The sequence below is a fragment of the Cryobacterium sp. Hz7 genome, assembly GCF_004402815.1.
Classification (GTDB): domain Bacteria; phylum Actinomycetota; class Actinomycetes; order Actinomycetales; family Microbacteriaceae; genus Cryobacterium; species Cryobacterium sandaracinum.
On record NZ_SOFB01000053.1, the window covers coordinates 290,144 to 310,285 of the forward strand.

Consider the following 20,142-nt stretch of genomic DNA (forward strand, 5'->3'; position numbering starts at 1 on the left):
CGTCGACCAACTCTGAGCCAGGTCGTCGAACCAATTCGACGGAGATTTTGGCGGAAACGCTACTTTCCGGGGCATCCTGGACCTGGCTTGGCAAAATCTCCGTCGAATTCGTTCGGGCTGCGGGGCAGAACAAAGCGCGAGGTGCACGCCCGAACCGCACAGGCACTTCGGCGCATCAGGCGGGAGGTGTGGCCACCTCAGGAGATCCGGCCGGGCCGAGCCGGGTATCCGCACCTGTTCCGCACTGGTCCGCGCCGACTGGAGAATTTGGGCGACGGATGTCCTGAGTCAGCCCCACACGCAAGCTCGCCTGAACCTGAACCTGAACCACGGTTGCTCGGGTGAGCCAAAATCTCCGGCGAATTCGTGCGGCGCACGGGGCGCAACCTCACGCGGGCGGGCACACGTTCCCTCCGGGAACAGATACCCCGAATCAGCTGCGGGCCTGCGCCAGGCCGAACGAGCGGGCGCCGCGCCGGCTGGCGACGGTCCAATACGAGGCCAGAACGCTCACCAGTGCGAAGATCAGCAGGATGGCCGCGGGCCCGCCGGCGCTGCCGCCTCCCCCGGAGACAATGGCCTGCATGCCCCGCACCGCCCAGGTGAGCGGCAGGAACGGGCTGATCATCTGGAACGGCGCCGACACCAGCTCAATCGGGTAGAGCCCACCCACCGCGGTGAGCTGCAGCGCGAGCAGTACCAGGGAGACCACGATTCCGACCCGGCCGAACGCCGCCGTGAGGAAGTGGTGCACCGCCGCGAACACGAAGGCGAGGAACACCGCGAAGGCCAGGGTCGACGGCAGGATCGACCACGAGACGCCGAGCGTGCTGTGCAGCAACAACACCACGACCACGGCCTGCGCTGCGGCGATTCCGAACGCACGGCCGAGGCTGCGGGCCACGAGGTTGCCGGTCGACGCGGTCGACGCGAGCGCGAGCGCGGACAGCGGCTGCATCACCAGGAAGATCGCCAGGGCACCGATCCACAGGCCGATCGGCACAAAGACCATGCCGATGACCGGGCCGATCGACGCGAAGGCGTTGTCGCGCTCCGCGGTGATGCCGACCGGTTCGGAGACGACCGCCGCCGTCGTCACCGGGTCGGTGTCGGTGAGAAGGGCCGCGCTGTCCGCGCCGTCCTGCAGCCCGCTGGCGAGTTCGACCGCGCCCGATTCGAGCAGGCGGGCGCCCGCCGCGGCATCCGTTGTTCCGGTGGCCAGCTGCGAGAGGCCGGTGGCGATGCCGGCAACGCCGGTGGCGAGGTCGCTGGCACCGCCGCGGAGGTCGCTGCCGCCGGCGGAGAGCAGGCTCGCACCGTTGGCGCTCTGAGACACCCCATCGAGCACGCCTTCGAGGCCCGGACCAACCTGGCCGATGCCGGTGCTCTGCGCGGCGAGGGCGTCGAATCCGCCCTGGAGCTGCAGCAGGGCCGGCGCGTAGTCGGCGACCCGCGGGTCGCTCTGCATGGCCGCGTTCAGCTGCCTGAAACCGTCGGCGTTGGACTGCACCCCGGCCGCGTAGGCCGGTAGGCCGGTCGCGAGCGGAGCCAGCCCGGCCGCGCCCGTGCTCAGCCGAGTCAGGCCGTCGCTCAGTCCGGTGACGCCCTGGGTGTACTCGGCCACGCCGGAGGAGAAGCTGGCGGCGCCGGTCGCGGCGGACGAGGCCCCGGATGCCGCGGCGGCCGTGCCGCCGGCCAGCGAATCGAGTCCGGTGGCCACGCCGGTGACCCCGGTCGAAACCTGCGCGGCGCCATCCGCCGCCTGCGTGAGGGACTCGCCCAGCACAGCCAGGCTGGTGTAGAGCCCGTTGAGGTACTGCGAGGTGATCTCGCGGCCGAAGACGCCCGACATGGCGGTGCCCACCGACTGGGCCACCGATCCGGCCAGGAACGAGTGCGCGTCATCCGTGCGGATGCCCAGGTCGGCCTGGGTGGGAGCCGCCCCGCCCAGCGAGGTCACCGACGCCGAGAAGTCCTTCGGGATCGTGAGCACCGCGTAGGCGTCGCCGGAGGCCAGGGCCGCCGCGGCATCCGCGGAGTTGGAGATGGTCCAGTCGAACCCGGTGGCCTCGGACCCGTCATCGGAAGGCTTGGTGAGTTCGGTCACGAGCAGGCGGCCGAGGAGCACCGGCTGCTCGGTGCCGTCGGGCAGGGTGGTGGTGACGATCTCGTCGTTGTTGACGACGATCGCCGACAGCGTGTCCACGCGCTGATCGGCGGTGGCGAGAGCCCCGGCGAAGAGTCCGGCAACCGCCAGCGGCACCACGATCAGGCCCGCCAGCAGGGCCCCGAGGGCCCCTCGGCGCTGCCCGGGCGTGCGGCTGAACAGTTTCTCAAGCCTGGTGCTCATCGCTGCAGGGCCTTTCGGTCACGGGAATCGAGTTCGAGGGTCTGCAGCGGGCGGGCCCCGCGGTAGACCGCGATCGCCTCAGGGAAGGAAGCGGCACCGACGATGAGGGCGGTCGATGCCGGGGCGAGGATCGCCAGCACCTGCACGAGGTCCCGCCCCGCCGGGTCGACGGGCAGTCCCTCGCCGAGGTCGACGATGACAACTCCCGGGGTCTCGATGAGCGCCGCCGTCACAAGCACCGCGGCACGGCCCAGGGCGGAGAGGGACGATACCGTCGTGCCGGCCACGATCGGGCCGGCGTCCCGGCCGCTCGACGGGGTGCCGAGCGCACCGTTCAGACGCGCGATCCACCCCGCGAGAAGCGAGCGGCGCGACGCGACGCGGTACCACGGATGCGCCAGGTCCAGCCGTTCGGCCAGCAACTCCCCCACGGTGAGCCCATTGTCGCGGCTGTCGCCCACGTCGGCGAGGGCCACCGCGCGGAGGGCGCGGCTGCGCTCGGACGGCAGCGGAAAGCCCATGACCTGGAGGCGGCCGAACACCGGGTCGAGCCGGCCGGCCAGGGTGGCGGCGACGACGCGGCGGTGGGTGGCGGAGCCGGTCAGTACCACCACCGCGCCGGCGTCAATGGTGAGGTCCAGCGGCCCGAAGGGGCTCTCCGGCAGCCCGAAGACGGCTCCCTCGGCCGTGATGGCGTGCGGCTGGCTGATGGCCCATTCCTTGTCGGCCAGGTGCCGGCGCAGACCCTCACCCTCGATGTCGACGTTGGGCAGAATGCGGGAGAGCCAGCATGGCAGCCACCAGGCGGCATCGCCGGCGAGGGCCATCGCGGCCGGGACCAATGTCATCCGCACCAGGAACGCGTCGAGGAAGACTCCGACGGCGAGGGCGAACGCGATGCCCTTGATCGCCCCGGTGCCCTCGGGCACGAAGGCAAAGAAGACGAAGAACATGATCAGGGCGGCGGCCGTGACCACGCGGGCAGCGTGGGAGAACCCGTGCACGATGGATTCGCGGGCCAGGCCGGTCTTCACGAACTCCTCCCGCATGCCGGAGACGAGGAACACCTCGTAGTCCATGGCCAGACCGAAGAGCACGGCCATCAGCAGGATGGGCAGGAAGCTTAGGATCGGCCCGGGGGTTTCCACCCCGAGCAGCTCGGAGAACCAGCCCCACTGGAAGATCGCCACGGTCGCGCCGATCGATGCGGCCACCGAGAGCAGGAACCCGAGGGCCGCTTTGATCGGCACGAAGATCGACCGGAACACCATGGTCAGCAGGATGATCGAGAGCCCCACCACGATCAGGGCGAACGGCACGAGCGCGTTGCTGAGGCGGTTGGAGATGTCGATCGACACGGCGGTCGCGCCGGTCACGGCGATGGGGGTGCGCAAGTCGTCGTCGATCGATGGTGCCAGATCGCGGATGGCCTGCACGAGCGCCTTGGTCTCGGGCGCGTTCGGCGCGCTGTCCGGCATGACCTGGATGATGGCGGTGTCGACGGTCGGGTTCGGAGTGCCCTTGCCGACGAAGGCCACGCCGGGCAGGGTGCGCAGGGCCGCGCCGATGGTGTCGAGGTCACCGAAGATATCCGTCGTCTGGGTGATGTCGACGACGACGATGAGCGGACCGTTGTAGCCCGGACCGAAGCCCTCCTCGAGCATGGTGAACGCCTCTCGCTGCGTCGAACCGGCCGGCTCGGACGCCCCGTCAGGCAGGTTCAGGTCGAGGCTGAGGGCCGGGATCGCCAGCGTGCCGAGCACGCCCACCACGAGGAGCACGGCCACGACCGGCGCCCTGAGCACGAGGTTGACCCAGCGGTGGCCGAGGGTGGGCCGGCCGGTGTCTGGACGGGTGGCCCGGTGGTGCGCGCGGCTGCCTGTCTTGGGAGTGAGGCGCCCCTTGGCGAGGCCGAGAACGGCGGGGAGGAGCGTGACCGCCACGAAGATGGAGACCAGCACGGCCAAGGCGGCGCCCAGCCCCATCACGCTGAGGAACGGGATGCCGACCACGAGCAGCCCGAGCAGGGCGATGATCACGGTGATCCCGGCGAAGACGACGGCGCTGCCGGCGGTGGCCACGGCCGAGGCGGCCGAATCGTGTGGTTCGACCCCATTGGCGAGCTGCGTGCGATGCCGCGACAGGATGAAGAGCACGTAGTCGATGCCTACGGCGAGTCCGAGCATCAGGGCGAGCATGGGGGCCGTGCTCGAGACTGGCACGAATGCGGAAATCACGGTGATGCCGCCGATGGCGACGCCGACGCCGATCAGGGCCATCAGCAGCGGCATCCCGGCGGATACGAGCGAACCGAAGGTGATCACCAGCACCACGCCCGCGAAGATCAGGCCGAGAACCTCGGAGATGGTGATGCCAAAGGTGTTGTCCTGGAAAACCTGGCCGCCGAAGGCTACCTCGAGGCCGGCCTGCTCGGCGATATCCCGCGTCGCGGTCACGTCGTCGAGGGTTTCCGCGGTGACGTCGGTTGATAAGCCGGACAACTGAACCTGGCTGAACGCACTCTCCGAGTCGTCGGAGATCGCGCCCGACGCATATTCGTCATAGGGCGTCAGCACCGAGTCGACGCCGGGCACGTCCGCGAGTTCGGCCGCCATGTCGACGATGGCCGTGCGGTAAGGCTCGTCGGTGACGAATGCCCCGTCCGGGGCCGTGTAGACAACCTGTACCGCGGCGCCGGCCGCCTGGGGGAACACCTCGCCGAGCTTGTCGATGGTGTCCTGTGATTCCGTGCCGGGAATCGCGTACGACTCCTGGGTCTGGCCACCGAGCGCCACCCCGGAGCCGAGGATCCCGACCAGCAGGATGGCCCAGATGCCGAGCACCAGGCCCGCACGCTGGTAGGCGAAGTGACCGATTCGATAGAGCAGGGTTGCCATGGGTGCTACTTCCGGGACGGGGCGGTGCGAACGGTGACAGGGGCAAGCAACTCGGTGATGACGGTCAGGAGAGCCGGTCGGACCTCTTCCACCGGGGCTATCTCCTCCCCGAGGAACGTCATGCCGGCCACCAGGGTGTAGGCGGCGCCGCCGAGGGCGATACCGAAGCGGATGCGGTCCTCCGTACTCGCATCGCCGTGGCACAGCGTGTCGGAGAGGCGCACGATCACCACTCCTGCCCGGTCGATCACGGGGATGCCGCGCAGCGACTGAGACTGGTTGATGAAGGTGTGCAGCTCGAGGCGGAATTCAAGGATGAAGTCGATGAAGTCGTTCACGAACCGGCTCCGGGTCAGGGCGCTCTCCTCGGTGGCGAGGAACCGTTCGAGAATGGCCTCCAGCCGGTTCACCGCCGGGGTGAGCACCTCGTCGAGGAGCGCTTCCTTGGAGGCAAAGTGGTAGAGCACGCTCGATTTGGAGTACCCGGCCGCGTCGGCGATCTGCTGCAGCGAGGTGCCGGCGAACCCGACCGAGGCGAACTGCTCCAGCGCTGTCGCGCGCAGTTCTGCGCTGGTGCTCTGGCGGTTGTGTGGGGGCTGGGGCATAACGGGCTCTGGAGTCACCCGATCACGGTACCTGACCGATCGGTCAGAGCTTGTCCGATCGGTCAGATTGTCGGGAAACGTGCAGCCGGGCAACTTCCGGGTAGCGTTAGACGCGGAGGTCTCCATGCGAAAGTTCATTTTCAGCAGTGCCATCATCGGCGTGCTCGCCGGCGGTTGGAACATTCTGAGCGCCACCCGCACCGGTCCCCGCGACTGGCGCCTGGCGCTGATGTGGGTCGGCTGGCTGCTCAGCGCCGCCGTCGCCATCGGAACCGTCATCCAGGATGCCGACGATCGCCGAATCGAAGACTAAGTCCTCCGCTGTCGGCGTGTCAGCGCGGGCCGTAGCGCGCCGCACGGCAAACTGAAGAGTTCACGGGCACGTTAGCCGAAAGGGGCTCCCGATGTTTGGTCGACGACGTCGCGTCGCACCGGTCGCACCGGTCATCCCCCCGCCCGTTCCCGAGCTCAGCGACGCTCAGATATTCGAGCTCCTGCACACCCAAATCGCTCGTCTCGTCGGCGCCCAAGGCCAGTGGACTCTAATTCCCCGCAGCAGTGACGACACCGACGTGATCTTCCACGATCTGAAGGCGAACCAGATTGCCTCGTCCCTGGCCTCCGTGCTCCGCACCGAGACCGCCATTCTGCGCGGCGAGGTCACCGCCGAGCCCACCGCGCTCCCCTTCATTCCCGCCCCGATCTCCGTTTGGGCCGAACCGGAGCGGGCGCCGACGGCCACCCTTCCGCGCTTCTCCGCCGCTGCTTCGACGAACAACGCCCGCCTCGTCGCCTGACCCTCGGCCCCGCTTGTTTGCTCGCTCGGCAACGCGATTATCGTCCACTCCGGGTCAACCTGCATCGGTGACCGCAGTCGGCACTGAGTTCCGGTGCGGATGATCGTCCAGTGCTTGTTGTGCAGGAGCAAAGGGTGAGCATGGCACAGCAGTACTCCGTCGGACGAGCGCATCCGTTTGCAGCTGCGGAAGAAACGCCCCGCGGCACCGGAGACCACCCATGCAGGCGCTCGAGATCGCGTTGTGCTGCGGCTGGATCGACGGGCAAGTGAACTCTCTCGACGGTTACTTGTCGCAGGCCTTCACTCCCCGCCGAGCCCGCAGCGTGTGGTCACAGCTCAACCGGGACTCAGCCCTCACCCTCATCGCGGAGGGGTGGATGCGTCCCGCCGGGTTCTTCCCGGCGCTCACGTCCCAGAACCGTTTCGCGATCCTGTTCCGCCTCGACGGTACGAAGCAGCCCGAGGCTCGCGCCGCGAAGATTGCGACCTACATCGGCATGCTCGAATGCGGGGAAACGCTCTACCGGCAGAAACCCCGAGACACCCCTGCGTCGGGAGCTTGCCGGACGCGCCCGTATAGAGTTCCGCCGCATTCTTTGTAGGTCTTCTTCAGACTCGCGCTGCCGCGGAATTCTAGATTGAAGATCATGACTTCCAGCCCCCTCATCGCCCGCACCCCGACACCCCGCATCATGAGCGTGCGCGACCTGTCGCAGATCGCCATCTTCGCCGCCCTGATCGCCGCACTCGGACTGCCCGGCGCCCTGAGTATTGGGGCGGTGGCCGTGCCGATCACCTTCCAGACCCTCGGGGTGATGCTGGCCGGGGCGATCCTCGGGGCGCGCAAGGGCTTCTTCGCCGTGCTCCTCCTGCTCGCCCTCGCCGCAGCCGGCCTCCCGCTGCTGTCTGGCGGGCGCGGCGGCATCGTCTGGTTCACCACCTCACCCTCCGCCGGCTACCTCTACGGCTGGCTGCTCGGCGCCCTGGTCATCGGCTACTTGACCGGCCTGCTCCTCCCCCGCTACCGGCTCTGGGCGGCGCTCGGCGCCACCACCCTCGGCGGTATCGTCGTGGTCTACCTGATCGGCGTGCCCGTCACCGCGATCAACCTGGGCCTGCCGCTCTGGGTTGCTCTTGTCGACGCCGCGAAGTTTCTGCCCGGCGACCTGATCAAGGTGGTCGTGACCGTACTGGTGGCCCGCCAGGTTCACAGGGCCTACCCGGGTCTGATCCCGCCGCGCCGCAGCGCCGCTCCCGCGCCCGAGGCCGCCGACGTCACCGCCGGAGCAGTCACGCCCGCATCATGAGCAGGATCGACTTCGACAGCGTCTCGCATGCGTTCGGTGAACGGATGGTGCTGCGGGACATCCGTCTGACCCTCACCGAACAGCGCATCGGCATCGTCGGTGCGAACGGGTCGGGAAAGTCCACCCTCGTGCGCCTGATCAACGGATTGATCAAGCCCGACACCGGAATCGTGAGCGTCGGCGGCCTCGACGTGGCCCGGAACGCCAAGGCGGTGCGCCGGCAGGTCGGCTTCATCTTCACCAACCCGGACAATCAGATCGTGATGCCCACCGTGGCCGAAGACGTCGCCTTCACCCTGCGCCGCCGCGGGCTGACCCCGCTCGAGATCTCGACCCGCACGCGGGCGGCGCTCGAGCGCTTCGGGCTCGACCAGCACGCCGACCATCCGGCGCACCGGCTGTCCGGCGGCCAAAAGCAGTTGCTCGCGCTGGCGGCCGTGCTCGTGGCGGAGCCTGAGATCGTGGTCGCCGACGAGCCGACCACGCTGCTCGACGCACGCAATGCCCGGCGCATCACCGAACTTCTGCTCGGCCTGAGCCAGCAGGTCATCGTGGTCACCCACCAGCTGGACCTGCTCGCCGCCTTCGACCGCGTGATTGTGATCGAGGACGGCCGGGTGGTCGCCGACGGTGCACCGGATGCCGCGCTCGGCGCGTACCGGGAGCTGCTGGCATGATCGGGCCGGCATGATCGGGCTCTATCACCCCGGCCACTCGCTGATCCACCGCGCGCCGATGCTGCTCAAGCTCGTGCTTCTCTCGCTCGCCGTGCTGCTCGTCGGCTCGCTCGGCGAGCTCTGGCAGCTGGGCGCCTGCCTTCTCGGGGTCGCCGCACTGTTCCTGGTGGCGCGGGTGCCGCTGGGCGCGGCGTGGCAGCAGATCGGCCCGATCCTGTGGATTTTGGTGATCGCCGTTCCAGTCCAGGCGCTGTTCGCCGGCTGGACCACGGCCGGCCTGATGGCCGGGCGGCTACTGATCGCCGTGGCGCTGGCGGCGCTGTTCACCGTGACGACCACGGTCACGGCCGTGCTTGAGGGCTTTCAGAAGCTTCTGCGACCGTTCCGTCGCTGGGTCGACGCCGACCGGGTCGGCCTCCTCCTCGCCCTCACCCTGCGGTGCATCCCGCTCGTCACCGAGATCGTGTCCGAGGTGATCGAGGCCCGTCGGGCGCGCGGCACCCAGGGTTCGCTGCTCGCCCTGGCCGTGCCGGTGGTCGTGCGCTCGCTCTATGCCGCGGATGCGATCGGTGAGGCTCTGGCCGCCCGCGGTCTCGACGACTGAGGCCGGAGCGGTTCGGCCCCGGCAGGTCGGTTGCGGCTAGGTTGAGACCACCAGCGGTTTCCGGTCTCACCCCGACCGGACAGGCGAGGAGCGGAGCGCGATGATCCAGCCCGGCTGCATGACCGAGGCACGTCGACGAGGACGGCTGCGGCGCGGCATCCGGGCCGGTGGCTGGTGGACCCTGACCGCGTTCGTACTCGTCGTGATCGTGTTCCTTGCCTGGGTGAACACTGTGCGCGTGGCCGATCGGGCCGCGGCGGACGAGGTCTTCGCCAACCCGAACGTGACCGTCACCGACACCCCCACGTCGGTCGTCCTCGCGCCCGCCGACGACGCCGGCGACATCGGCTTGGTCTTCGTTCCCGGTGCCCGGGTTGACCCCTATGCCTACCTCGACAAGCTGGCGGGCACGGTCGAAGACACCGGGGTGACCGTTGTGATCACCAAGCCGGTGCTCAACCTCGCCATCTTCGACCGCCGGACGTTGTCCACCTTCACCGACGCCGTCCCCGACGTCTCCACCTGGTTCGTGGGCGGCCACTCGATCGGCGGCGTGCGAGCCTGCATGCTGGCGGACGATCCCGCGGTGGCAGGGCTGGTGCTGTTCGGCAGCTACTGCGCGGCCGCGCCGGAGCGCACCGATCTGCGGGCCCTCAGCCTCAGCGGGAGCGCCGACGGCCTCAGCACCCCGGAGAAGATCGCCGACAGCGCAGATCTACTTGTGCCCGACACCCGTTTCGTCGAAATCGAAGGCGCCAACCATGCGCGGTTCGGCGACTACGGCGCCGAGAACGGCGACGGTGTTGCCACCATGTCAACGGATGCCGTTGCCGCCGAAATCACCCGCGAGCTCACTGAGTTCCTGACACAGACAACCCCGTAGTCGGCAACCTTCCCCGGTCCGCGGTTGCGATGCACTGAAGCGGCCGGCACCTGACGAACCCGATCGTTGGAGCACGGCGTGAGCACCCTGGTCATCTTCGATTCGACCTCCAAAACCAGGGCAACCACTGCCAGCGTCGCCCCGGCACCCTGCGGGGCGCGGTCGGCCGCCTTCGACACCCGGGGGCGCACATCCGTGCTGCCCCGCTGAGGTGCAAGAAAGGCCCGGGTATCCTTGACCGGGCCTCTCCTGCCGCTCTCGTGTTGTGTTCTGTGTTAAGTGGTGGTCAGAGAGTCTACGTACTCCTGGTTCTCGGAGATCCACTTCGCCACGATCGGCTCGTAGTCCTTGCCGTCGTAGTCGACGAACATGGCCTTCTCAAGCGAGTACAGCTTGTCGAGGTCCATGTCGAAGCCCTTGATCCACTCGGTGGCCTGCGGAAAGTCCTCGGCGAAGTCGGACTTGGCGTAGCTGTGGAGCGACTCGGTGTTCTTCAGGGTTCCCTTGGGGTCCTCGAGGGTCTTGATCGGCAGCGAACCGTAGGCCCAGTGCGGCTCCCAGAGGGTGACGACGATGTTCTCGCCGGCCTTGGTGGCCGCGGTCAGCTCGGTGAGCATGGCTGCGGTCGATGAGGTCAGGTATTCCATGTCGTCGAGGCCGTAGGCCGGGATGACCTTCTCAGTGGTGGCCTTGGTCAGGCCGGCTCCGGGTTCGATTCCGACGATGCGGTTGCCGAACTTGTCGGCGTTCCTGGCCAGCTCGTCGAGGGAATCGATGGGGGCATCCTTGTTGACGGCGATGGTCAGGCGGGATTCCTCGTTCCATGCGCCGAGGTCGACGATGTCATCGCCGTACTCCTTCACGTAGGACGCGTGGGTCTGTGGCATCCAGACATCCATGTTGATGTCGTAGTCTCCGGTGGAGAGACCCGAGTAGACGGGGGCAACGTCGGCGTATTCCAACTCCGCGTTGTAGCCCTTCTCGTCGAGGATGGCCTTCCACAGTTCGGAGACCGCGACGCCTTCATCCCAGCCGTTGAACACGGCGATGGTGATGTCTTTCTGGTCCTTGTTCCCGTCGCCGACGACGGCGGCCTCGGCCGAGGCGCAGCCGCTGAGTGCGAGGAGCCCAACGGCTCCGAGGGCGATGAGGGACAGTGATCGGTTTTTCATATTGTTTCCTTTCGTGTCGCCTGGTGGGCGACCGGGGCAGAATCAGAAATCAGGAGGTCGTGTGCGCGGCGCACTGGCTCAGGCGGCCAGGGCTTGCTGGGCGCGGCGCTTGCGGGCCGACATGATTCGACCGAGCGGGGTGTCGCCGGTGCCGAGTGCGGCGGTCAGGCGGTCAAGGAAGATGGCGAGGATCACCACGGCGAGGCCGGCTTCGAAACCGAGTGCGACATCGATGCGGTTCAGGCTGGCGACGACATCCGCTCCCAGCCCCCCGGCACCGACCATACCGGCGATGACGACCATCGACAGGGAGAGCATGATGACCTGGTTGATACCCGCCATGATCGTCGGCATCGCCAGCGGAAGCTGGATCTGCCGGAGGATGCGCCAGGGCGAGGCGCCGAAGGCCTGCCCGGCCTCAACCACTTCTCGGTCGACTCCGCGGATGCCCAGCTCGGTGAGGCGGACTCCCGGGGCCATCGCGAAGATGATGGTGGCCACGATTCCGGGCACGACGCCCACGCGGAACAGAATCAGCGCGGGAATCAGGTACACGAAGGCCGGCATGGTTTGCATGAAGTCGAGAATCGGCCGGATGATGTTGGACGCCACCGCGGACTTCGCCGCCAGGATGCCGAGCGGCAGGCTGAGGGCGATCGCGAGCACGCTGGCGACCAGCACCAGTGCGAGGGTGTCCATGGCGTTCTCCCACTGGTCGACGCCGACGACGACGATCAGACCGAGGACGGTACCGACCATGAATTTCCAACCGCGGGTGGCCAGGGCCAGCCCCGCCGAGAGCACGATGATCACCCAGAAGGGCGGCGCCACCAGGAGGAAGTCGACCAGTTCGTAGGCACCGTCGAAGACGGCCCGGATGAAGTCGAATAAGAACCCGAACGTGTCGGTGATCCAGTCGATGAACCCCTCCACGAGGGTGCCCAGAGGAAGTCGGAAGTCGTTCACAGGTCGGCTCCTTCCAGAGCGGTGTCGCGGAGGGTTTCGGTGATCACGCTGATGGAAATCGTGGCTGCGGGCTCGATCACGGGCACGTCCCCCGTATTCGTGCTCACGTTGCCGAGCGCGGCCAGCAGGGTCACCCGCGGGATGACGCCGAGCAGACGGTTCTTCTCATCGACCACGGCGATGGCCAGATCACTGCCGACCGAGGGTTCGACCAGGTCGACCAGCGGGGTGTCCGGGTTGACGGAGATCGCATCCGTGCGCACTATCGCGCGCAGATCGGTCTCGCCGGCCTTGACCTGCCCCAGCACGTCGCGATCGCGCACCACACCGGCGAAGGTGCGGTCGCGGTTGAGCACGAAGGTGGCGGAGGTCTGCAGGTCGCGCATGGTGCGGAGCGCAGCTCGGGGACCGCCGGTGATCGTGACCACGGAGCGCACGGGCTCCATCACGCTGGCCGCGGTCAGCACCCGGGCGCGGTCGACATCCTGCACGAACTGAGCGACGTAGTCGTTCGCCGGGTCGGTCAGGATCTCCTCGGGGGTGCCGATCTGAACGATGCGACCATCGCGCATGACCGCGATGCGGTCGCCGAGGAACATGGCCTCGTTGAGATCGTGGGTGATGAAGATGATGGTTTTGCCGAGCTCGGCCTGCAGCTCGATCAACTGCTCCTGCATTTCGCGGCGGATCAGCGGGTCAAGGGCCGAGAACGCCTCATCCATCAGGAGGACGTCGGTGTCGGCGGCGAGAGCCCGGCCGAGGCCGACTCGCTGCTGCATTCCGCCGGAAAGCTCGGACGGCAGGCTGTCGGCCCAGCCGTCGAGCCCGACGAGGCGGATGATGGTGCGCGCCTTGGCGAGCCGCTCCTCGCGGCCCGTGCCCTGCACCTCGAGTCCGTAGGCGACGTTGTCGATCACGGTGCGATGCGGTAGCAGGGCAAAGTGCTGGAACACCATGGAAATATTGGTGCGGCGCACCTCGCGCAGCGCGGCGGCGGAGATGCCGGTGATGGCCTGGCCGGCCACCGTCACGCTGCCAGAGGTGGCGTCCAGTAGCCCGTTGAGCATGCGGATCAGGGTGGATTTGCCCGAACCGGACAACCCCATCACCACGAAGATTTCGCCGCGGTGAACCTCGAATGAGGCGTCGATAACGGCGGCGGTGCCCAGCGAGGACACCTCATCGCGGCTGGCTCCCGCGGTCAGCTTCTTGACGAGCTCGTGCGGACGACGCCCGAACGCTTTGTACAGTCGATCTGCCTTCACGGCAATAGTTTCGGTCACGGATTCTCCCGGTGCACGCCGGGCGGGGCCGAATCACGGCCGACGGAACGGATGCACGCTGTGTCGGACGGGTAGGCCGTGACCGGCCTCGACGCGATGGAAAGCGTGGGCTGGGGCGATCATGGGGATCGCATCCGTCATGGCCTCACCATACGAAGCGCCGTACCGATGGGGCCGTGGCTGTACATTCGCGTCCTGGTGAAGGGTCGTAAGACCAGCAGTAATCCTAACACGGGGGTATTTGCGTCGCAGAAGCAGCGATTTCGACGGTTTCGGGTAGCGGGGAGAACCGGCCCTACCGCAGGCCGCGAGACAGTCGCCGCGGACCATCCGTGCCGGGTCGCGTTCGACGACCCGGAACGGACTCAGGCCTTGAGCGCCGCGATCTGCGCGGACTTCTCGGTCGCGGCGGCCGTTTCGGCGGCGCTGGGCGCACCGTGGTGGGCGATCATCGTGGTCTCGTCGAACGGCTCGTGACGGTCGAGCACCCGGTCGACCTGGGCACGATCGATCTCCTTGGTCCAGGATCCGATCAGCACGGTGGCGACGGCGTTGCCGGTAAAGTTCGTGAGCGCGCGGGCCTCGGACATGAAGCGGTCGATGCCCACGATGAAGCCGACTCCTTCAAGCAGCTGCGGGGCGTGGGCCTGCAAGCCGGCGGCCAGGGTCGCGATCCCGGCACCGGACACTCCGGCGGCACCCTTGGAGGCGATGATCATGAAGGCGAGGAGCCCGATCTGCTCGCCCAGGGCGAGCGGCTGACCCATGGCCGTGGCGATGAAGAGCGACGCCATGGTCAGGTAGATCGCGGTGCCGTCGAGGTTGAAGGAGTATCCGGTGGGAACCGTGACGCCCACGACCGGCTTGGAGACGCCGAGGTGCTCCATCTTGGCGATCAGGCGCGGCAGCGCCGCCTCGGAAGAGGAGGTCGAGAAGATCAGCAGGTACTCTCGGCCGAGATAACGCATCAGCTTGAAGATGCTGATGCCGGTGACGATCTTGAGCAACCCGCCGAGGATGACGACGATGAAGAGCACACAGGTCAGGTAGAAGGCGCCCATCAGGGTGAAGAGGCTGATAACGGCCTGGAAGCCGGTGGCACCGACGACGGCGGCGATCGCACCGAAGGCGCCGATCGGCGCGAGCCACATGACCATGATCAGGATGCGAAAGACCAGGGCCTGCACGTGCGCGATGCCCTCGAGGATCGGCTTGCCGGCGGCTCCCATCTTCTGCAGCGCGAAGCCGGCGATGAGGGCCACCAGCAGGGTCTGCAGGATGTTGCCGGCGGTCAGTGCGGAGAACAGTGTGGTCGGGATGATGCCGAGGAAGAAGTCCGATTCGGCGGCTTCCGGCGGCACGAAGGTGGTCGCGGTGAGATCGAGCCCTGAGCCGGGCTTGATCACGTTGCCCACGACGAGGCCGATCGCCAGGGCGAAGGTGGACATGGTCAGGAAGTAGCCGAGGGCCAGTCCGCCGATCTTGCCGACCGTGGCGGCCTTCGCGATGGACCCGATGCCGAGGATGATCGTGCAGAAGATGATCGGCGAGATCATCATCTTGATCAGGGCGATGAAGATGTCCCCGAGCGGTTTGAGCGAGACGGCGAATCCGCCTGTGCCGCCGAAGAGCAGGCCGACGATGACGCCGAGGATCACCGCGACGATGACCGCCATGTACAGGTAGTGGGACTTGTCAAACTTCTTCGGGGGCTGTGCAGCGCGGGCGCGAGGCAGTGATGCCATAAAAGACTCCTTTGTCTAGTAACTAGGCTGGGGTGAGGCGCTGGTGCGCCCGGACCATCCGTGGTGTGTTTCACACTGGACGACCGAGGCGCCCGCGTCACTGTTGCGGTCATATTGGTCACGGTCGCGCAAATGGAAGAAGGATGCGATGGGGCAAGGCTGGAGCATTGCGCGCCGCCTGTTCCTGGCGAACGCCCTGGTCATCATGGCGATAACCGTGTTCGCGGGCACCGCGGCCTTCGTGGACGCCCGCGACCGTGGTTTCGTCGCCGCCGAGGAACGGATGCTGTCCGTCGCCAGCGCCATCGCCGACAACCCGCTCGTACTGGAGGCCAGCCGCTCAGCCGATCCCAGCGCGGTGCTCCAGCCGTACGCCGAGCGGGTCACCGCCGACGCCACCCTCGACTTCATCACGATCATGGCGCCCGACCGCACCCGCTGGACCCACCCGACCGAGTTGGAGATCGGCCGCCCCTACATCGGTACCGTCACGCCCGCCCTGGCCGGGGAACCGTTCACCGAGGTGACCACGGGCACGCTCGGACCCTCGGTGCGGGCCGTCGTTCCGATCACCGACGAGCAGGGAGCCGTTCAGGGCCTGGTGGCTGCGGGGGTGAAGACGAGCAACCTCTCCATCGCGCTGAGCGCGCGGCTGCCGGCCGTGCTGGGGGTGGCCCTGATACTGCTAGCCACGGGCACCCTCGCCGCCTGGCTGCTCGGTCGCTATCTGAGCCGGGTCACGCTCGGCTGGGGACCGGAGCAGCTCGCCCAGCTCTTCGTCTACTACGACTCGGTGCTGCATTCGGTGCGGGAGGGTCTCGTGCTCGTCACTCTCACGGGCGAGGTCGTGCTCTACAACGATCAGGCTGCCCGGCTGCTGGGCCTGCCGCCGCGCTCACCGACTGAAGGCCGAGCATCCTCCGCCGCCACGCAGAGCCTTGACCGTCTCGACCTTCCCCCGGCGCTCGCCGAGCTACTGAAGAGCGGCCGCCCCGCCACCGACGAGATCCACGTCACCGACACGCGCGTGCTGGTCGTCAGCCAACTGCCGGCACTGAAACCGGGCAGCGGCCGCACCAAACCCGCGCCGATGGGCTGGGTTGCGACCATCCGCGACCACACCGACCTGCAATCGATGGGCAGCGAGCTCCGATCGATGCGCACCCTCTCGGATGCCCTGCACGCCCAGACCCATGAGCACGCCAACCGGCTTCACACCATCGTGTCCCTGATGGAACTTGGGCGCGGCGCCGAGGCCCTCGATTTCGCCACCAAAGACCTGGAGCTCAGCCAGCAACTCACCGATGACATGCTCGACTCGGTGGACGAACCGGTGCTCAGCGCCCTGCTGATGGGCAAGTTCGCCCAAGCCAGCGAGCTGGGCGTGCTGCTCACGGTTGAGGCGGCCGGAACCCTCGCCGATTCCGGCCTGACGGCGCAGGACCTGGTCACGGTCGTGGGCAACCTGGTCGATAACGCACTCGACGCGGCCGCCGGCGGCGAGGCACCCCACCGGGTGCACCTCTCGGTCGGCTCCACGCCCTCGTCGGTGGCGATCGAGGTGGCCGACACCGGGCCCGGCGTCGACCCGGACGCCGTGACCGACATCCTCCGCCGCGGTTACAGCACCAAGGAGCCCGGCAGTTTCGGCCGCGGCCTCGGACTGGCGTTGGTGCGGCAGACGGTCAACCGGCTCGGCGGCAGCCTCAGCATCACCCGCCGCGAGGGGGCCGTGTTCACGGTCACCCTCCCCCGGCAGCCGGAGGAGCCCGCTGCGGGCATCGAACCCGACCTCGCGGCGACGATGGGCGGATCGCATGACTGACCGGGACATCCGGGTGCTCGTCGTCGAAGACGAAGCCATTGCGGCCGAGGCGCACGCCGCCTACCTCGGGCGTCTGACCGGTTTCGTGCAAGCGGGCACCGTCGGCGACGGCCATTCCGCCCTGCGCGCCCTGGCTACGGCCGTCACCGCGGGGCAGCCCATCGATCTGGTGCTGATGGATATGACCCTGCCCGACCTGCACGGCCTCGACGTGAGCCGACGGATGCGCGCGGCCGGCCTGACCACGGACATCATCGCCATCACGGCGGTGCGCGAACTGCACATCGTGCGCGGCGCCGTGGCGGCCGGCATTGTTCAATACCTGATCAAGCCGTTCACCTATTCGACCTTCGCGCAGAAGCTGGTGCAGTATCGGGACTTTCGGCTTCAGCTGGGCGGCCTGTCCGCGATGACCAGCCAGACCGACGTGGACCTGGCGTTCGCGAGCCTGCGCACGCCCACCGAGCTGCCGCGGCCGAAGGGTCTGTCCGAGGGCACTCTGGGCGCGGTGATCGAGTTCCTGAAACTGCAGACCGTTCCGGTCTCCTCCAGCGAGGTGATGGAGCAGCTCGGCATTTCTCGGGTGACCGCCCGGCGCTACCTTGAGCATCTGGCCGACACCGGCTCGCTCGAGCGGTCGCCGCGCTACGGCACGCCGGGGCGGCCAGAGAACGAATACGTCTGGAAGCGGCTGTAGCGCGCACGTGCAGTCACGGCCGCGCGGTGAGCACTCCTGGCGTGGCTCTCTCAGCGGCCGGAGCGCTCCGCCAGGCCGCGCACGTAGGCGGCCTGGCCGGCGTGCTGCAGGTCGTCGGAGAGCACGCTGACCAGGCGCACCGCGAGTGTGACCGGCGGGGTCCAGCGGGTGTCGACGACCCGGGAGAAATCTGCCGTGGTGAGAGTGGGCAGCCAGGCGATGGTGCGGGCGTGCACCGCGTCGAGATAGCCGGCCAGAACGGATGCGCCGGCGCGCACCTGCCCAACCTCCTCGGCGGTTTGGCCGTAGCCGGTGGCCGCCCGCGCGAAGGGAAACGCGAACCTGTCGGCCCAGCCGGCGCTGTCCCAGAGCTGGTCCTCGTTCATCAGCTCGGCCAGGTGGTCATCCTGCACCCGGGTCAGGTGCCAGATCAACCACGCGATGCTGTTCGCCTCCGGGTCGGGCCGGAAGGTCAGCAGCTCTTCGTCGGCATCCACGAGCACGACATGCACGATGCTCCGGACACGTGCGTAGGCCTCGGCGATCAGGTAGCTCGACAGCATCGGTTCTCCTTACGCCGAGTGCCTCGTCAGTGCCTCGGTTGGTGGCCCCGATGTGTCCCGCGTCGGAGCCAGAGTAGCCCCGGCTTGCTACCTGGCGGTGGTCGAGCCTGTCGAGGCCCACCGCCCAGCAGCTGGATTACGGTTGCGCCCGTTTGCTCGGGAGTGCGATCAGGGTTTGTTCGGGGTCGACTCCGACCGGCGGCCGGAGCCAGTAGTCGTTACCGGTGCGGATGATGCTCCAGTGCTGATCATGCAACAGCAGGTGGTGCGGGTGGCAGAGCAGTACCCCGTCGGCGGGGTCGGTATAGCCGTTGTCTTTCACCCATTCGTTAATGTGGTGGGCCTCGCTCCAGGCTGGTGATTTGTCGCAGTCGACCCAGCGGCATCCGCCGTCGCGAACGCCCATTGCGGCCCGCTGGGCTTCGGTGAAGAGGCGTTCGTCGCGGCCGACGTTGATGATGTCGCCGGATTCACTGAACTGGATGCCGCGGGTTCCGGTGTCGCAGAGGAGCCGGTCGATGGTGTCCTGCGAGATCGGGACCGGGTTTCCCTCGATCTGCCCTGCCTGACCCGCCTGACCCGTTTCGAGGGCCGTTCCGGCCACGATCACTCAAACCGACGGGCGGCGGCCACCGAACACCCGCCCCTGGTCGGCCTCACCGGCGATCTTCAGCAGCTGCACGAAGGCATCCGCGGCGATCTGATCCGTGCTGCGCGAGTCATCCTGTAGGCGTTTCGCCCACGCCGCCATCTCCTTGTCGACGAAACGCACGCCTCCGCGGCGAGGGTCGGTGACCGAATCGAAGACGGAGAGCACGAATTCGCCGTCTTCGGGAGCGAAGAGCCCATTCAGGCGCACCTTGCCGTTTCCCAGCCGGTACACCCTCAGGAACCGGTCGTCGTAGGCCTGCTTCTCCCGAGCGGCAATGCCGACTTCGTCGAGGCGGTCGCGCATTCGTCTCGCGAGTTTGAAGACGTGGTCCGCGTTCAGAGTTGAGGCCACGGCGAGGAGAGAATCGGGGGCCGCACGAAGCTTCTCGGCGGTGACCGCGTCGTCGATCTGGCCGAGACCGGAACGGATCGACTCGGCCGCATCGACCGAGAGCATTCCCGCGGTGACTGCCCGGGCGATCGGCGCCTGCCACGACACCTTCTCGACGAACGCCGCGACCGCGGAGGCATCCGAATCGCGCGACTTCAGGACGGCTTAGACGAGCTTCTCCGCCGCCGCGGCGTCGGCCATCATCGAGCCGACCGCGACGAGCTTGGACGCGTCGTTCTTCGTCGAGCCGGTCACCTTCTGGATCAACGCCTGAGGCGAGAGGAACCCCCTGCTGCGCGGCTGGAGTGGCCCGGTTCCAGCCGCGAACGCCGGGCGATGGTCGCCGCCATCCGCGCCGAGGGTGTCGAGGAGGCGGCGAGCGGCCGCGATCGGCCTCTGACCGGCCAGCACCTCAGCATCGGCGAGGGCCTTATATTCGGCGAAAAAGGAACCGAGGAGGGCGACGGCATCCGTTGCCTGCCTGAGGTCATCCGCGGTGGTTGTCATGTTTCGAGACTAGCAAACATGACATACAGAGTTGAGAGTCTGTCACTTATCCATGGAAGTTTCTAGAAGTCATGTTCGAGGCCTGCGCGGCCACTCCACCCTCTTCCGGTCGGCTAGCTGTTGTTCCCACACAGGTTGTGAGCGTGGCGTGAGCTAAAAAGGTGAGGACCTCCGGTATCGATTGGGTTACCACACTCAACACGATGCAACGGAGGCCCTC

At 67.7% G+C, this 20,142-nt stretch carries 21 protein-coding genes; 10 read left to right on the forward strand and 11 right to left on the reverse strand.

Going from position 1 to position 20,142, the window contains the following annotated elements; all coding sequences use genetic code 11:
• Positions 1–433 precede the first annotated feature (433 nt).
• The 3 genes from E3N86_RS14075 to E3N86_RS14085 are packed head-to-tail and all read right to left on the reverse strand — an operon-like array spanning position 434 to position 5,852.
• Positions 434–2,350 carry a YhgE/Pip family protein gene (locus E3N86_RS14075; RefSeq protein WP_134512174.1) on the reverse strand — a complete coding sequence of 639 codons (1,917 nt, stop codon included), beginning with the start codon at positions 2,348–2,350 and terminating at the stop codon, positions 434–436.
• Positions 2,347–5,247, reverse strand: coding sequence for an MMPL family transporter (locus E3N86_RS14080; protein WP_134512175.1), 2,901 nt, complete (start codon positions 5,245–5,247; stop codon positions 2,347–2,349). The genes E3N86_RS14075 and E3N86_RS14080 overlap by 4 nt, the downstream gene beginning before the upstream one ends.
• A 5-nt stretch (positions 5,248–5,252) precedes the next feature.
• Positions 5,253–5,852, reverse strand: coding sequence for a TetR/AcrR family transcriptional regulator (locus E3N86_RS14085; protein ID WP_134512176.1), 600 nt, complete (start codon positions 5,850–5,852; stop codon positions 5,253–5,255).
• A gap of 124 nt (positions 5,853–5,976) precedes the next feature.
• Here E3N86_RS14085 and E3N86_RS14090 point away from each other — a divergent pair, with 124 nt between their 5' ends.
• The 8 genes from E3N86_RS14090 (at position 5,977) to E3N86_RS17670 (ending at position 10,332) form a co-directional block, all read left to right on the forward strand.
• Positions 5,977–6,165, forward strand: a complete 189-nt coding sequence (locus E3N86_RS14090) for a hypothetical protein (protein ID WP_104195104.1) — start codon at positions 5,977–5,979, stop codon at positions 6,163–6,165.
• A 91-nt stretch (positions 6,166–6,256) separates the two neighbouring features.
• Positions 6,257–6,649, forward strand: a complete 393-nt coding sequence (locus E3N86_RS14095; RefSeq protein WP_134371705.1) for a hypothetical protein — start codon at positions 6,257–6,259, stop codon at positions 6,647–6,649.
• 220 nt (positions 6,650–6,869) lie between these two features.
• Positions 6,870–7,253: a YdeI family protein gene (locus tag E3N86_RS14100; RefSeq protein WP_134371707.1), complete on the forward strand. Its 384-nt coding sequence runs from the start codon at positions 6,870–6,872 to the stop codon at positions 7,251–7,253.
• Positions 7,254–7,298: 45 nt separating this feature from the next.
• Entirely contained in the window at positions 7,299–7,958 is a 660-nt protein-coding gene (locus E3N86_RS14105; RefSeq protein WP_134341813.1) for a biotin transporter BioY, read from the forward strand.
• Positions 7,955–8,635 (forward strand): energy-coupling factor ABC transporter ATP-binding protein, encoded by a 681-nt coding sequence (locus E3N86_RS14110; protein WP_104102835.1) that lies wholly within the window; start codon positions 7,955–7,957, stop codon positions 8,633–8,635. Before E3N86_RS14105 ends, E3N86_RS14110 begins: the two co-directional genes overlap by 4 nt.
• A 10-nt stretch (positions 8,636–8,645) precedes the next feature.
• A complete protein-coding gene (locus E3N86_RS14115; RefSeq protein WP_104102832.1) occupies positions 8,646–9,239 on the forward strand; it encodes an energy-coupling factor transporter transmembrane protein EcfT in 594 nt (197 codons plus the stop codon).
• Between the two features lie 100 nt (positions 9,240–9,339).
• Positions 9,340–10,122: an alpha/beta hydrolase gene (locus E3N86_RS14120; protein WP_241980515.1), complete on the forward strand. Its 783-nt coding sequence runs from the start codon at positions 9,340–9,342 to the stop codon at positions 10,120–10,122.
• Positions 10,123–10,200: 78 nt separating this feature from the next.
• Positions 10,201–10,332: a hypothetical protein gene (locus E3N86_RS17670; RefSeq protein WP_255453076.1), complete on the forward strand. Its 132-nt coding sequence runs from the start codon at positions 10,201–10,203 to the stop codon at positions 10,330–10,332.
• Positions 10,333–10,397: 65 nt separating this feature from the next.
• Here the strand turns inward: E3N86_RS17670 and E3N86_RS14125 are convergent, their stop codons facing one another.
• The 4 genes from E3N86_RS14125 to E3N86_RS14140 form a co-directional block, all read right to left on the reverse strand.
• Positions 10,398–11,294 carry a glycine betaine ABC transporter substrate-binding protein gene (locus E3N86_RS14125; RefSeq protein WP_104171603.1) on the reverse strand — a complete coding sequence of 299 codons (897 nt, stop codon included), beginning with the start codon at positions 11,292–11,294 and terminating at the stop codon, positions 10,398–10,400.
• Between the two features lie 78 nt (positions 11,295–11,372).
• Positions 11,373–12,260, reverse strand: a complete 888-nt coding sequence (locus tag E3N86_RS14130; RefSeq protein ID WP_104102826.1) for a proline/glycine betaine ABC transporter permease — start codon at positions 12,258–12,260, stop codon at positions 11,373–11,375.
• On the reverse strand, positions 12,257–13,525 hold the full coding sequence (locus E3N86_RS14135; RefSeq protein ID WP_241980517.1) for a glycine betaine/L-proline ABC transporter ATP-binding protein: 1,269 nt from the start codon (positions 13,523–13,525) through the stop codon (positions 12,257–12,259). Before E3N86_RS14135 ends, E3N86_RS14130 begins: the two co-directional genes overlap by 4 nt.
• Positions 13,526–13,908: 383 nt before the next feature.
• Positions 13,909–15,288, reverse strand: coding sequence for a cation:dicarboxylate symporter family transporter (locus E3N86_RS14140; protein WP_134512177.1), 1,380 nt, complete (start codon positions 15,286–15,288; stop codon positions 13,909–13,911).
• Between the two features lie 148 nt (positions 15,289–15,436).
• Here E3N86_RS14140 and E3N86_RS14145 point away from each other — a divergent pair, with 148 nt between their 5' ends.
• Positions 15,437–17,113, forward strand: coding sequence for a sensor histidine kinase (locus E3N86_RS14145; RefSeq protein ID WP_134512178.1), 1,677 nt, complete (start codon positions 15,437–15,439; stop codon positions 17,111–17,113).
• Complete coding sequence (locus E3N86_RS14150; protein WP_134512179.1) at positions 17,106–17,810, forward strand: response regulator; 705 nt, start codon at positions 17,106–17,108, stop codon at positions 17,808–17,810. The genes E3N86_RS14145 and E3N86_RS14150 overlap by 8 nt, the downstream gene beginning before the upstream one ends.
• A 50-nt stretch (positions 17,811–17,860) precedes the next feature.
• Here the strand turns inward: E3N86_RS14150 and E3N86_RS14155 are convergent, their stop codons facing one another.
• The 4 genes from E3N86_RS14155 to E3N86_RS14170 all read right to left on the reverse strand — a co-directional run bounded on the left by E3N86_RS14155 (position 17,861) and on the right by E3N86_RS14170 (position 19,922).
• Positions 17,861–18,373: a DinB family protein gene (locus E3N86_RS14155; protein WP_134512180.1), complete on the reverse strand. Its 513-nt coding sequence runs from the start codon at positions 18,371–18,373 to the stop codon at positions 17,861–17,863.
• 136 nt (positions 18,374–18,509) lie between these two features.
• Positions 18,510–18,977 (reverse strand): hypothetical protein, encoded by a 468-nt coding sequence (locus tag E3N86_RS14160; RefSeq protein WP_134512181.1) that lies wholly within the window; start codon positions 18,975–18,977, stop codon positions 18,510–18,512.
• 6 nt (positions 18,978–18,983) lie between these two features.
• Complete coding sequence (locus E3N86_RS14165; RefSeq protein WP_166785100.1) at positions 18,984–19,523, reverse strand: DUF222 domain-containing protein; 540 nt, start codon at positions 19,521–19,523, stop codon at positions 18,984–18,986.
• A gap of 57 nt (positions 19,524–19,580) precedes the next feature.
• A complete protein-coding gene (locus E3N86_RS14170; RefSeq protein ID WP_134512183.1) occupies positions 19,581–19,922 on the reverse strand; it encodes a hypothetical protein in 342 nt (113 codons plus the stop codon).
• Positions 19,923–20,142 lie beyond the last annotated feature (220 nt).

What these genes read in the sequence shown, in the direction of transcription:
- E3N86_RS14140 (WP_134512177.1), bottom strand. Translation starts at nt 15,288, where the DNA reads ATGGCATCACTGCCTCGCGCCCGCGCTGCACAGCCCCCGAAGAAGTTT.
- E3N86_RS14150 (WP_134512179.1), top strand. Translation starts at nt 17,106, where the DNA reads ATGACTGACCGGGACATCCGGGTGCTCGTCGTCGAAGACGAAGCCATT.
- E3N86_RS14145 (WP_134512178.1), top strand. Translation starts at nt 15,437, where the DNA reads ATGGGGCAAGGCTGGAGCATTGCGCGCCGCCTGTTCCTGGCGAACGCC.
- E3N86_RS14110 (WP_104102835.1), top strand. Translation starts at nt 7,955, where the DNA reads ATGAGCAGGATCGACTTCGACAGCGTCTCGCATGCGTTCGGTGAACGG.
- E3N86_RS14155 (WP_134512180.1), bottom strand. Translation starts at nt 18,373, where the DNA reads ATGCTGTCGAGCTACCTGATCGCCGAGGCCTACGCACGTGTCCGGAGC.
- E3N86_RS14100 (WP_134371707.1), top strand. Translation starts at nt 6,870, where the DNA reads ATGCAGGCGCTCGAGATCGCGTTGTGCTGCGGCTGGATCGACGGGCAA.
- E3N86_RS14080 (WP_134512175.1), bottom strand. Translation starts at nt 5,247, where the DNA reads ATGGCAACCCTGCTCTATCGAATCGGTCACTTCGCCTACCAGCGTGCG.
- E3N86_RS14115 (WP_104102832.1), top strand. Translation starts at nt 8,646, where the DNA reads ATGATCGGGCTCTATCACCCCGGCCACTCGCTGATCCACCGCGCGCCG.
- E3N86_RS14125 (WP_104171603.1), bottom strand. Translation starts at nt 11,294, where the DNA reads ATGAAAAACCGATCACTGTCCCTCATCGCCCTCGGAGCCGTTGGGCTC.
- E3N86_RS14075 (WP_134512174.1), bottom strand. Translation starts at nt 2,350, where the DNA reads ATGAGCACCAGGCTTGAGAAACTGTTCAGCCGCACGCCCGGGCAGCGC.
- E3N86_RS14170 (WP_134512183.1), bottom strand. Translation starts at nt 19,922, where the DNA reads ATGACAACCACCGCGGATGACCTCAGGCAGGCAACGGATGCCGTCGCC.
- E3N86_RS14090 (WP_104195104.1), top strand. Translation starts at nt 5,977, where the DNA reads ATGCGAAAGTTCATTTTCAGCAGTGCCATCATCGGCGTGCTCGCCGGC.
- E3N86_RS14120 (WP_241980515.1), top strand. Translation starts at nt 9,340, where the DNA reads ATGATCCAGCCCGGCTGCATGACCGAGGCACGTCGACGAGGACGGCTG.
- E3N86_RS14095 (WP_134371705.1), top strand. Translation starts at nt 6,257, where the DNA reads ATGTTTGGTCGACGACGTCGCGTCGCACCGGTCGCACCGGTCATCCCC.
- E3N86_RS14105 (WP_134341813.1), top strand. Translation starts at nt 7,299, where the DNA reads ATGACTTCCAGCCCCCTCATCGCCCGCACCCCGACACCCCGCATCATG.
- E3N86_RS14085 (WP_134512176.1), bottom strand. Translation starts at nt 5,852, where the DNA reads ATGCCCCAGCCCCCACACAACCGCCAGAGCACCAGCGCAGAACTGCGC.